This is a genomic window from Hydrogenophaga palleronii (genome assembly GCF_031457455.1).
GTDB classification, from domain to species: Bacteria; Pseudomonadota; Gammaproteobacteria; order Burkholderiales; family Burkholderiaceae_C; genus Hydrogenophaga; species Hydrogenophaga palleronii_A.
The window spans coordinates 514,318-526,953 of sequence record NZ_JAVDWU010000003.1; the positions used below are offsets into that span (position 1 = coordinate 514,318).

A 12,636-nucleotide genomic window follows, 5' to 3' on the forward strand; every position below is an offset into this window, starting at 1 on the left:
CGGAGGATGGCTCACGGTGCTCCTGTATGCCACCACCGCAGCATCCATATGGATGCTGCTGAGGCGCGTTGACTTTGCCCGCCAGGATCGCGAGCGTTGGGTCTGGCAGGTGCTGCTCATGGCATTGATTGCACTGGGAATCAACAAACAACTGGACCTGCAAAGTGCGCTGACCGAGTTGGGCCGTATCGTCGCTCAGCGTGAAGGATGGTATGAGAGTCGCAGGCAAACTCAGCTGGCATTCATTGCCGGCGCGGGCATTCTGGGCCTGACTTTCATGGTCGCCCTCCTCTTTCTCGCATGGGGCTCTCATCAGGCGACACTGTCTGCACTCATTGGGGGATTTGCACTGCTGCTTTTTGTCATGATTCGGGCAGCGTCGTTTCATCAGGTCGATCGGCTTTTGAACGCAGATTTTGCAGGGCTTCGATACAACTGGATCATTGAAATGGGAGGATTGACATGGATTCTTGCAAGCAGCATGCGGCGGTTCCGGAATACCTGATGGATTCCGCACAGGTGCACGGAGCCCCCATTGAAGAAAGCTAAGCACCTCGTACGCGATGCGGCCGCAGAGATCCTTCTTGCCGGTCGCATCACGCACCCCTCCGTTCGCGCGCGAGACAAGCTCACCATCGTGACCTTCCACCGCGTATTGCCCGCGACGATTCTGGGCCAATACCCGCTGCCCGGTATTGCCGTGACACCCGAGGAACTCAAGCGGTTCCTGGAGGTTTTCCAGGACCATTATTCGGTGGGGAGCCTTTACGAATGTGCAAGACTGCATCAATCCGGGGAACGCTCCGAGAAGCCGCCGTTGGCGGTTACTTTCGACGATGGTCAGCTCGACAACTATCTCTTTGCATTGCCTGTGCTGAATGCAATGAACATGCGTGCAAGCTTTTATGTCGTCACAGACGCCATCGAGAGCAATGAAGTCCTTTGGCACGACAGAATCGCCTATGCCGTGCAGAGGCTCCGGCAGCGCAGCGAATCCGAACTTCGCACCTGGCTTGCCGACTGGGGGGTATCGGGCGATGCAGCCGACCCTGTGAACGCCGCAGTGGCCGCAGCCAAATTGCTCGATCCTGGTGAGCGGAACCGGCACCTGGAGCGACTCGAAAAAATTGTTGGCGCTCACATGCGTCCAGATTGGGACGGGATGATGACCTGGGACCAACTCCGGGAAATGCAATCGGACGGGCATGAAATCGGCTCGCACAGCACCAGCCACCCCATTCTGCCGCTGGTCTCCGATCAAGAGCTTCATCAGGAAACAAGCCATTCCCGACGTCTGCTCGAAGCGCAGCTGGATCACGAAGTGCGGTCATTCTGCTATCCGAACGGCGACTATGATCAGCGGGTCATCGCGTCCGTGCAGCAGGCAGGCTACGAGTTCGCTGTCACCACACGCTATGGCATCAACTCTCAAAACAGCGATCCGTTCAGCCTTCGGCGCGTCGATCTGCAAAGTGGGTATGGAACAAATGCCGCCGGCAGGTTCAGATCGAGTGGACTCCTTCTTCGCATGTCGGGCCTGCTGCCCGGCATGGCCTAGCCAACAAGCCGCCGGAGATTGGGCAGAATGAAGGACGAAATTTCGTACGTATTGATTTCCCCTTGCCGCAACGAATCCCGCTACATGCGCGAGACGTTGGACTCGGTGCTTGCCCAGTCGGTGCTTCCGACGAAATGGGTCATCGTCGACGACGGATCGACCGATGCCACGCCCGACATCCTGCGGGAATACGCAGCCCAACACACCTGGATCCAGATCGTCACAAGAAAGGATCGAGGGCACCGGGCCGTGGGACCGGGCGTCGTCGATGCTTTTTATGCTGGCTATGAGGCGATCGAACCCTCCGACTACACATTCCTGTGCAAGTTGGACCTGGACCTGAGACTGCCACCCAGGTATTTCGAGATACTGATCGAGCGCATGCGGGCCGACGACCGCCTGGCCACCTGCAGCGGGAAAGCCTACGTCATGCAGCATGGCCAGCTCGAACCCGAGCGGCACGGAGACGACACTTCACTTGGCATGACGAAGTTCTACCGCACGACGTGCTTCCAGGCCATCGGCGGTTTTGTCCGGGAAGTGATGTGGGACGGTATCGACAACCACCTCTGCCGCATGCGGGGCTGGATCGCATGCAGCTGGGATGAGCCGGATTTGCGATTCATTCATCTGAGACCCATGGGCTCCAGCCAGGACAGCATCTACGTGGGCCGCATGCGCCACGGATACGGCCAGTACTTCATGGGCACGGGACTGTTGTTCATGGCCGCGAGCGCCTTTTCCCGCATCACCCAGAAGCCCTATGTCATGGGCAGTGCCGCCATGCTGTGGGGCTGGATCAAGGCGGCGATACAGCGAAAGCCTCGCTACGAAAACCCCGCGTTCAGGCGCTTTCTGAGGCAATACCAGATGCGCAGCCTGCTGATGGGAAAAGAAAAGGCGCTGCAATCCATGGAACGGAGCCACTGATGTGCGGCATTGCTGGAATCATCGGCGCCCAGACGGATGCGAACCGGGCCGCCTTGCGCCGCATGACCGATGCCATGCGGCTTCGCGGGCCGGATGGCGAAGGGTTCTGGGAATCGCCCGCTGAGCCAGGCGGCCATGCGGTCATGTTCGGTCATCGGAGGTTGTCGATACTGGATCTCTCCGACCACGGTGCCCAGCCGATGATCCACCCTGGATCTGGGAACGCCATCGTCCTCAACGGCGAAATCTACAATTTCCAGAAGCTGCGCGCCGAACTCGGCCACGCCGCAGACACCCTGCAATCGTCGGGCGACACGGCGGTCCTGCTGGAGGGCTTGTCCACCCGCTCGGAGCGGGCGCTACCCACCCTGCGAGGCATGTTCGCCTTCGCCTTCTGGAACAAGTCCACCGGAGAATTGCTGGTCGCGCGCGATGCCATGGGCATCAAGCCCCTGTACTTTGCGACGAATCCATCGGGCGCCGACAACTGGACTTTTGCCTTCGCATCGGAAGTGCGGGCGCTGTTGGCTGCGAAGCTGCTTCGAAATCCTAAGCTCAATCCCATGGCGGTGGGCTCGGTTTTGTGGAACGGCTACACGGTGGCACCCGAAACCGCCGTACGGGGTATCGAGTCGTTGCTGCCCGGCGAGGCCATGTGGTTGGATAGCCAGGGGCGCGTGATCCGAAGATTCAGCTACTGGCGCCATCCCGATGGTCGAAGCGGGAAAATTGCCACGCAAGAAGAGGTCGAAAATGCGCTGACCGAGTCGGTTCGGGCGCACATGATCAGCGACGTTCCCTTGGGCATCTTCCTGTCGGGTGGTATCGATTCTTCAGCCGTTGCGAACCTGGCAAAACGGGCTGGCGCTGCAGAAATCAATTCCTTCACACTCACGTTTGAAGAAGCAGACAGCAATGAAGCGGTCTTTGCCAGGCAGGTTGCCGATGCCATCGGCACCAGGCACCAGGAAATCCTGCTGACGGAGCAATCGTTTCTGGACCATCTGGAAACGGCACTGGACAGCCTGGACCAACCCAGTTTTGACGGCCTGAATTCGTACTTCATGTCGCGGGCCGTGCGCGATGCCGGCTTCAAGGTGGCGCTGGTGGGCACGGGTGGTGACGAGTTGTTCGGCGGCTACCAGTCTTTCTCCGATCTCCCCAGGTTGCATGCCGGCCTGGGGTTTCTGCATGCGATGCAAGGTGCACCGACGAGGCTTGCGGCGCTATTGGCCCACGCTCTTTTCGGCCGTGCGAGCAATGGATACCCTCCCCAGACCCGGTGGGCCAAGCTTCCCTCCATGATCGAGCAGGGGGGATCGTTGCTCTCGCTTTACCAGATTGCCTATTCGCTGTTTCTGCCGGACACCCAGCGTTCGTTGATTCACGCGGACATTCGATCACTTGTGCTCCCGGACGGGCTTCCCAGCGGCCGGCGCGACGCCTTGATCGCAGATCTAGAGGGAAGATCGGCGCTGGACACGATCAGCGTGCTGGAACATCGCATGTTCCTGGGTGAGCGCCTGTTGCGTGACACAGATGCGGCCAGCATGGCGGCGTCGCTGGAGACCCGGCTTCCCTTTGTCGACACGGAACTGCTTTCGGTGATCAGCCGGATGGAGCCGGGCGCGCGATTCCAACCGGTGAAGACCAAGCTTGCCTTGCGACGGGCCGGCTTGAAGGGGCTGGATCCCCACATGTTCGACCGCCCCAAATCCGGTTTTGAGCTCCCCTTCAATCGATGGCTCAAGAGTTCGCTGGGTGAGGAGATCGGTAGCACCCTGCTCGATGCCCCCCTGGTGGCTTCCGCCGGATTGCAGCCTGAAGCGGTGGCCCGCCTGTGGCAGGCATTCATTGCTGGCGCCAAAGGTCTGTACTGGACCCGCATCTGGGCCCTGTATTCACTGATTCGCTGGGTACGCGTCAACCGAGTCACCTTGTAAACCATGCCTCATCCCCACGTCGGCTATGTGCTGAGCGAATACCCAAAAGTCAGTCACACATTCATTCGCAGGGAAATTCTTGCGCTGGAAGGCGCGGGCGTTCAGGTGGAGCGCTTTGCGATCAGAGGGTGGGGTGAAGATTTGCCCGATCCGACAGACCGAGACGAGGCCACACGCACCCGCTATGTTCTTGCCAGCGGTTTCATGTCGCTGCTGGGTGCGATGCTGGGCTCGCTTCTCCGCTCACCACTGAGAACCTGGCGTGGTTTTTGGCTTGCAACACGAATGGGCTGGCGAGGTGATCGCCCCGTGTTTGTGCACTGGATCTATGTCCTGGAGGCGGCCTTGATCTCGAAATGGGTTCGGGAACGGGCGGTCACCCACTTGCATGCCCACTTCGGAAGCAACCCGGCCGAAGTTGCCATGCTCGCCGCTGAACTGAGCGGCATCACCTACAGCTTCACGGCGCACGGCACGGTGGAAACGGACGGAGCCATCACCATCAAGCTCCCGGAGAAGATTCGCCGCGCCGCTTTCGTGGTGGCGGTCAGCGAGTATGGCCGGGCCCAGATGATGCGCTGGATCCCTTTCGAAGACTGGAAGAAGATTCACGTCGTCCACTGCGGTATCGATGCCGACTTTCTGGAACATGAACACACTGATGTCCCCGACGTCGATCAGTTTGTTGCAGTGGGGCGGCTGTCGGGCGAGAAAGGACACCTCATCCTGGTCGAAGCGCTGGCCCGATTGGTGGCGCAGGGCCAGACCTGCCGGCTGGTGATTGCCGGCGATGGACCGCTGCGCTCAGCCATCCTGAAACGCTGCCGTGAACTGGGAGTGGAACGTTTCGTCACCATCACGGGATGGCTTTCCGGCGAGGAGATACGAGCTTGGTTGATCAGGTCGCGCGCCTTGATTCTTCCCAGCTTTGCGGAAGGCCTTCCCGTGGTGATCATGGAATCCCTTGCGCTCGGGCGACCCGTGATCGCCAGCTGGGTATCAGGGGTACCGGAACTGGTCAAGGACGGACAAACTGGCTGGCTGGTACCGGCAGGGGACGTCCCGTCGCTTGCGGAGGCCATGAGCGCATGCCTGCGATCCACGCCGGAACGGCTGGCGGCCATGGCGAGCGCGGGAAAGACCGCCGTGCGCAAAGCCCACGATGCCAAAATCGAGTCGCAAAAGCTGGCGGCTTTGTTCCGGTCGATCGACGAGACGCCAGCCGCTGTGCCCACTCCGGTACGAGATCCGTTGTAGGACGCTGACAGTCTCCCATGTCCACTGTATTCACTCGACACTCACCAACATGAAGCCCTATGACGGCGACAAGGTAAAACAATGGGCTGGGGACAGCCATTTCCGCGCGTGGCGTGCCGATCTGGCCCGCTTCAAGCAGCAGGGCTACAACGGATGGGGTTCGGAGGGCTTCTGGGCGCTGAGCATCTATCGCCTGCAGCGATCACTCCTCTTCAGAAAGCCGCGACTGCTCTGGCTTCCCATTCGAATCCCGGTGGCCTTGCTTAAAAAGCTGCTGACCGTGGTGACCCACATCAATCTGTGTCCCGAGGCCGAAATCGGACCTGGTCTTTTCATTCCGCATGTGGGGCCGATACAGGTTTTTCCCTGGGCAAAGATTGGGGCCGATTGCTCGATCCATCAGGTATGCACCATCGGCGCAGGCTCCCGCCCAGGGGGCCCGGTCATCGGTGATCACGTGATGATCGCTTGCCACACCTGCATCCTTGGCCCGGTATCCGTAGGGGACGGCGCCGTGATCGGGGCCGGTGCGGTGGTTGTCACCGATGTGCCCCCGGGCTGCACCGCCACGGGCGTGCCAGCCAAGTGGCGGGGCGAATCGATGACAGCCGTTGGCCACAGATCCCCGCCCTGATACACGCCAGAGGACACGGCACGCAAGCTCAGAAGGTCGCCCCCCGGTATGACAAGGGGTTGGCCCACAAATTCATATCCCCAGCCGTCGGCGAATGCGCGCCCGGTTGCGGGTCACCGTCTGCCTCGCCAGCAATGCTGAAGCACTGTACAGCGACATCCAGCCCGTGCGGACGGCCTCGATGGCCCATGCCCAGCCCAAGCGGCCAGTGTAGTCAGGTCGCCATGGTTTCTTGACCGTGAAATGACAAATGCCGCTGAGCGAGCGAATTGCAGTGGGGTCAGCAGGTTGCAGCGTTGGCGCTTCAAGAGAGGGCACCACGCCAAGGTTGGACATCTGCATGTTCCAGCGCGGGTCCAGCCGCCCCCAGTGACCTGCCAATATGGCATTGAGGGCATCTTGATCAGGAAAACTCAGCCGGTGGCTGTGCTGATCCAGGAATTTGAACGTGCGCTCTGAAATATTTTCAGCTCTCCAGACTGGCAAATTGAAAAGCAGCATGCCTGAATTGAAATACACCCCATCCTCCGGAGCGGCAAGTTCTGGAAACGGCGCTCGCACCTGCCGCTCGAAATCACCCAGCGAATAGTTTTGCACCGCCCAAAGAGGAAATACACCCATGTCAATATCCCATAGGGCCGCAAGGTCCGCTGTAACCAGAATATCGCTATCGAGATAGAGCGCCCGCTTGCGTTCCTTGGGTAAAAATTCCGGGATCATGATACGCAGGTATGCCGAGCTGGAATACAAGGCACTGTTGAGCCCGGATACGCGCTCCATTCGAGGCTCTGCAAAACGCAGCGTCAACTGGGGATGGACCTGTCCGAGCGTCGTTTCAATACGAGCGCGGTTGTCTTCGCCCAGTCCACCATCAGCAACCACAATCTCCACTGCACGCCGCCGGTCAAGTCGGCGAAGCGCCGAGTGCAACGTCACGGTCAGCGGCAGGGCAAACGCAGCGTCTGCGCCAGCGATGATGCAGATCGGTTCTTCCGTATTGTTCTTGGTCATGATCACACCTTGTTTGAGGCAGGCAGCCGGAAGAGACAACAGTCATTCCGATGGCTGTGAACAGCTTCGAGACGGAGGTCCATGGAATGCATATCTGCTCCATGCGAATTTACTACACCGAGACTGGCGGCCTGTGAACCAGCAACGGCGTCGGCCGCCTGAATCCGGGGTCTATATCGGGTCTTTCGACATCCGTCTATATGCAATTCGTCCATTCATCGAGGTTTTGCCGAACCAGTGAACTTGTACACTTGACATCGTCTTGTTGATGGTGACTACTTCATCCGTGATGCCGTGAGCGCGGTGCCGGGATTCTTTGAAGACCCCGCGATAGGACAGCCACGGTGGAAGCGACACACTTCGCTGCAATGCTCGCGTCCTTCCGTGCCACTTTGCGGCCATACATCGCGTTGTCATGGCAATGCGAATCAATGGCGGCAAATCGCTTTGCGTTCGTGCGTCCGGCAAGGCCGTGGCGTTTCATGAAAATGTCCAAGCGGAAGTCAGTTCGCAAAGGACAACGATGCACCAAAGCAGGTGTGCAACTGACTGTTTATGCGGAATACCACTCAACGTCTTTCCTCAAGCTCCAAGCAGCACAGCGATCAAATCACCGATGTCCAAGGGTGGGTCAAAGTCTGCGTAGGGGCGCTGCTCCTGGTCGGACTGAGCGCACGTTTGTCCCCGCTGCTCGACATCGAGGGTCGTCTGTTCTGGCAGTACATGACCGAGGACGGCTATCTGATGCAAACGGTGGCCCGCAACATGGCCATCGGATTGGGCATGTCGACCGCTGAAGGCACGATGCCGACCAACGGCGTTCAGCCGCTGGCAACCTTCTTGTTCGCCGGGTTGCATTTCCTCGCGCAAGGCGACAAAACGCTGGCGATCGCCCTGGTGACAATTTTCTCCACACTGGTTGCCCTGATTTCAACCTGGCTTCTGGTATGTGTGGGTGCAAAGGTTTTTGGCCATTTGCCGCATGGGCGGGGTTTGGCCTATGTGGCCGCCGGACTCTGGTTCGCGGCGCCATTGATCACGCGGCACAGCATGAACGGTCTGGAGACGGGGCTGTATCAGGGAACCCTCCTGCTGGCCACGTTGTTCTATTTGCAGCGTTTTTGCACAACAACGGCTCCAAGCCGGAACAGCCACTTGCTGCTGGGTTTTCTGCTGGGCCTGACCTTCCTCGCCCGAAACGATGCCGTGTTTTTTATCGCAGCCTTGCTGATTGCCCACCTGCTCTTGCCGGTACCAGGCCGCAGTGACACCATTGCGAGCCGTTTCACCACCGCAATGATTGCCGGTTCCATCAGCATCGTGGTGGCCTCGCCGTGGCTGACCAACAACTACCTGGCCTTTGGATCGATTGTTCCGATCAGTGGCACGGCCCAGTCCCATGCAGCAGACATTGGGCGCAACCTGCCCTGGGTTGCCGCTTACCTGTTTGAGAACGCCTGGTTATGGCTTCCCGTGCCAGGCAGGGTCGAAGCCTTGCTCCCGGTTCAATTGGTGACCTTCACCGCCACAGCGGCGGCGCTGGTGACCTACTGGTTCCTCATTGGGCGCCTTGCCGCCGCAGCCAGAATTCATTTTGTAGCGGGCACATTGTTCACAGCTGGCCTTGTGACCTATTACGGGTTGTTCTTCGGCGCGAGCTGGTTCCTGCCGCGGTATTTTTCCGCCGCATCGCCCTTCCTCTGGTTGTTCGTCGTGGGTGCGGTCTACATGGGGGGCCGAACGGTACTGGCATCGGGTCGACTTCGGCTGGCCGCTGTCTACGTGGGCGTGGGTTGCCTGACCGCCATGGCCGCCCTGTTTGCTGCGAACGACTACCGGAAAGGAACCACACACATGCACAAGCAGGTGGTGGACTGGACACAGACCAACCTGAAAGCCGAGGTATGGGTGGGCGCGCCCCAGACAGGCACACTGGGGTACTTTCATGACCGAACGATCAACCTGGATGGCAAAGTCAACCCCGAAGCCCTGCGCAGCCTGCTGAACGACGGGCACAACCTGAACTATGTGCTGGCCTCGCCAGTGCAATACATCGTAGACTGGGTTGGCATGGCCCAATGGGTGAAGCTGGATCATTTCAGTGCCCGCTTCGGGCAGGAGTTTGAAGTGGTCGTCGAAGACCCGGTACAAAACCTCGCGGTGCTCCGACGCCTGCCTTCGACACCCTAGATGAACGACCTGACCTCCGCCACCGCCATCCTCACTTCGTCGCGCCGATGGGCACTCGGCGTAGTGGCGGCCATCTACCTTGCAGTGGCCGCCGCGGTGCTCTCTCAGGTCAACCGCGAGACCCTGCAGCTGGCGGCGTCTTTGCCCCTGTGGATCATGCTGAGCCTCCTGGGGCTGTCTCTGCTCAACTATGCGCTGCGGGCGGTGCGTTGGGTCATGCTCTCGCGCGCCCTGGATCTGCAGGTTCCCCACCTTGCAAACACGCTGTATTACTTCAGCGGCTATTCGCTCACAGCCACACCCGGCAAGGCCGGTGAAGCCATCCGCCTGTGGCTGATGAAGTCCGGACACGGGATCGCTTACAGCCGATCCATGCCGCTCATGCTCGCCGACCGCGCACTGGATACCTGGGCCATCATGCTGCTCACGCTGGTGTCCTTCTCAGGCTTCCAGGCCTATCGCTGGCATGGCGTCGCCTTGCTGGTGATTGTGGTCCTGTTGTCGCTGCCGCTGGTTCGCCCAAAGATGCTGGAGCCGTTGCTCCTGGCGGCGGCGGGCGTTGTCAAACGACGCGTACGTCTGTTGGTGCGTTTGCGACGGGTGCTTCGGGCCATGGGCCGTCTGAGCAGTTGGAAAACCTACGGCGCCACGCTGGTGCCCAGCGTGATCGGATGGTGGGCTGAGTCCTTTGCCTTGTATCTGATCCTGCAACACTTCGGAGCCGATGTGAGTGTGACCAATGCGGTCTTCGTGTTCTCGTTCAGCATGATCGTGGGCGCCATCAGCATGCTGCCTGGTGGTCTGGGCAGCACGGAAGCCACCATGGTCATTCTGCTGACGGCACTGGGTGTCAATATGGACGTGGCGTTGATTTCGACAGCGATCATCCGAGCCACCACATTTTGGTTCGCAGTGGTGATCGGTCTGCTGTTGACGCCGTCGGCCATGACCACATCGCGCAAGGCAGCCAAAGCGGGCATGTTGCTCAGAGTCAAGGAAACCGCCTGATGCCAACCTGGGCACAAAAGGAACTGCAAGGGTGGGGCCGCGTGCTTCGCTCCACCGCCGAGGTCGCCAGACCCGAGCGCATGCCCGTCATTGCCGGGCTTCTCACTGAGGGCACTGCCTCTGTGCTGGCGCGAGGCAACGGACGCAGCTACGGGGACGCTGCCCTCAACAAGGGCGGCCAGGTCATCCTGACGTCGCGCCTGGACCGGCTGCTGGATCTCGATGAGGTGGGCAACTGGGTCACTGTGGAGGCCGGAGCCACCTTTGGGGATCTTGTCCGCACCCTGGTGCCCCGGGGTCATCTGCCCGCCGTGGTGCCAGGCACCGGCTTTGCCACGGTGGGTGGTGGACTGGCCAATGACATCCATGGCAAAAACCATCACTGTAGCGGCAGCATCGGCCAGCAACTGGACTGGATGGAACTGCGCACCCCAGACGGGCAACTGCACCACTTGATGGGTGATGACGACAGCGATTTGCTGCGAGCCACGCTGGGCGGCGTGGGCCTGACCGGGGTGATCGAACGGGCCCGCATCCGAACCGAACGTGTGCCATCGAATGCGGTGTCTCTCAAACGCGAGCGCATGGGCCATCTGGATGAGTTTCTGGCCCGTTTGCGTGAGGAACAGGACCGCACCCCGTATGTGGTGGGCTGGATCGATGCCATGGCGCGCGGTGCGCAACTCGGTCGCGGCATCCTCGAACTGGCCAGGCCCAGTGAGCAGGGCGTCACGTCGGCGCCTCAGCGCGCCCGCCGTGTTCCGACGGATTTCCCCTCGTTGGCCCTGAATCGATGGAGTGTGCGGGTCTTCAACGAGCTGTACTCCAGGCGCATTCCAGCGCAGGGGCGAACAGAGTTGCTTCCTTATGAAAAATTCCTGTTTCCGCTTGATGCGATCCATGACTGGAACCGGATCTACGGCCACCGGGGTTTCCACCAATTCCAGTGTGTGGTGCCTTTCGAAAGTGGCGCAGCCGCGCTGCGCCTGATGCTGGGTTTGATCGCGGATTCCGGCATGGGCTCATTCCTGGCCGTGCTTAAGACCATGGGCGCGTCAGGCCGAGGCTATCTGTCCTTTCCGCGTCCAGGATTCACCCTGGCCCTTGACTTCCCGAACGGCCCCCGGGTCGCCGATCTGATGGCGCGCCTGGAGTCGATCACCTGCGACCACGGCGGGCGGACCTACCTCGCCAAAGATTCCACGCTCACACCTGGCAACATGCGACAGATGTACACCCAGCTCGATCGGTTCAGCGAGGTGCTCGCCCAGGTGGATCCGCTGGGGCGCATGGCCTCCGATCTTTCCCGAAGGTTGCAGCTCAGAGGAGCGGCCATCACATGAAGGAACACTGGCTGGTCATCGGCGCCACTTCAGCGATTGCACGCGCCTGCATTCGTGAACTGGCCCAGCAAGGCGCAGACATCACGCTGGTGGGGCGTGATCTCAGCGACCTAGAAGCCTCCGCCAGCGATGCTCGGCTGCGTGGCGCTGAAAATGCGCGGGTTTTGCCCTGCGACGTCGGCGATCCACACGCACGGCAGATTCTGCTGGAACAGGCCTTGATCGAACAGACCCGGCTGAACGTGTTGGTAGCGGTCGGCCTGATGCCGGAGCAGGACACGATGGACACCGACCCCGCGTTGCTGGCGCGCATGGTGGAATCCACCTACACCGGCCCCATGGCGCTGCTGCAGGGCCTGGCACCGCATTTCGAACGGCAGGCCGGTGGTCAGGTCGTCGTGATCGGGTCTGTGGCAGGTGATCGCGGTCGGCGCAAGAACTACCTTTACGGCTCGGCGAAGGCGGGGCTGGCCACCTATGCGGAGGGCCTGCGCGCCCGGCTGTTCCCGTGTGGCGCCACGGTCACCGTGGTCAAGCCGGGCTTCATTGACACGGCCATGACCTGGGGGCTTCCCGGACTGTTCCTCGTCTCCTCGCCGGAGAGTTGTGCAAAGGCCATCCTGAAAGCCGCAAAAAAGGGGCAAGCCGTTCTCTACCACCCGGGCTTCTGGCGCCTGATCATGCTCATCATCCGCCACATTCCGCCAACGATCATGAAGCGCCTCAAATTCTGAGCGATGTCCATTGCCGAATTTGCCCCTG

Annotated in this window: 11 protein-coding genes; 10 read left to right on the forward strand and 1 reads right to left on the reverse strand. The window is 60.4% G+C overall.

Translation table 11 applies throughout. The annotated features are described in order from the left end of the window. The first annotated feature begins 16 nt into the window (after positions 1–16). The 6 genes from J2W49_RS09970 to J2W49_RS09995 are packed head-to-tail and all read left to right on the forward strand — an operon-like array spanning position 17 to position 6,322. Positions 17–505, forward strand: coding sequence for a hypothetical protein (locus J2W49_RS09970; protein ID WP_310315094.1), 489 nt, complete (start codon positions 17–19; stop codon positions 503–505). Between the two features lie 30 nt (positions 506–535). After that, a complete protein-coding gene (locus J2W49_RS09975) occupies positions 536–1,558 on the forward strand; it encodes a polysaccharide deacetylase family protein (RefSeq protein WP_310315097.1) in 1,023 nt (340 codons plus the stop codon). A 27-nt stretch (positions 1,559–1,585) separates the two neighbouring features. Then, positions 1,586–2,488 (forward strand): glycosyltransferase, encoded by a 903-nt coding sequence (locus J2W49_RS09980; protein ID WP_310315099.1) that lies wholly within the window; start codon positions 1,586–1,588, stop codon positions 2,486–2,488. Continuing rightward, a complete protein-coding gene (gene asnB, locus J2W49_RS09985; protein ID WP_310315102.1) occupies positions 2,488–4,431 on the forward strand; it encodes an asparagine synthase (glutamine-hydrolyzing) in 1,944 nt (647 codons plus the stop codon). Before J2W49_RS09980 ends, asnB begins: the two co-directional genes overlap by 1 nt. Positions 4,432–4,434: 3 nt before the next feature. Continuing rightward, a complete protein-coding gene (locus tag J2W49_RS09990; RefSeq protein ID WP_310315105.1) occupies positions 4,435–5,688 on the forward strand; it encodes a glycosyltransferase family 4 protein in 1,254 nt (417 codons plus the stop codon). A 49-nt stretch (positions 5,689–5,737) separates the two neighbouring features. After that, entirely contained in the window at positions 5,738–6,322 is a 585-nt protein-coding gene (locus J2W49_RS09995; RefSeq protein ID WP_310315108.1) for a serine O-acetyltransferase, read from the forward strand. Between the two features lie 72 nt (positions 6,323–6,394). On the opposite strand, the gene J2W49_RS10000 is transcribed toward J2W49_RS09995, so the two are convergent. Beyond that, a complete protein-coding gene (locus J2W49_RS10000) occupies positions 6,395–7,333 on the reverse strand; it encodes a glycosyltransferase family 8 protein (protein WP_310315113.1) in 939 nt (312 codons plus the stop codon). Positions 7,334–8,011: 678 nt separating this feature from the next. On the opposite strand from J2W49_RS10000, the gene J2W49_RS10005 reads away from it, so the two are divergent. Genes J2W49_RS10005 through J2W49_RS10020 form a run of 4 tightly spaced genes read left to right on the forward strand, consistent with a single transcriptional unit; the run spans position 8,012 to position 12,608 of the window. Beyond that, a complete protein-coding gene (locus tag J2W49_RS10005; protein ID WP_310315115.1) occupies positions 8,012–9,523 on the forward strand; it encodes a hypothetical protein in 1,512 nt (503 codons plus the stop codon). Continuing rightward, on the forward strand, positions 9,524–10,531 hold the full coding sequence (locus tag J2W49_RS10010; protein ID WP_310315118.1) for a lysylphosphatidylglycerol synthase transmembrane domain-containing protein: 1,008 nt from the start codon (positions 9,524–9,526) through the stop codon (positions 10,529–10,531). It begins immediately after the preceding gene. Beyond that, complete coding sequence (locus J2W49_RS10015) at positions 10,531–11,874, forward strand: FAD-binding protein (RefSeq protein ID WP_310315121.1); 1,344 nt, start codon at positions 10,531–10,533, stop codon at positions 11,872–11,874. Before J2W49_RS10010 ends, J2W49_RS10015 begins: the two co-directional genes overlap by 1 nt. Further along, a complete protein-coding gene (locus tag J2W49_RS10020) occupies positions 11,871–12,608 on the forward strand; it encodes an SDR family NAD(P)-dependent oxidoreductase (RefSeq protein ID WP_310315124.1) in 738 nt (245 codons plus the stop codon). Before J2W49_RS10015 ends, J2W49_RS10020 begins: the two co-directional genes overlap by 4 nt. Positions 12,609–12,636 lie beyond the last annotated feature (28 nt).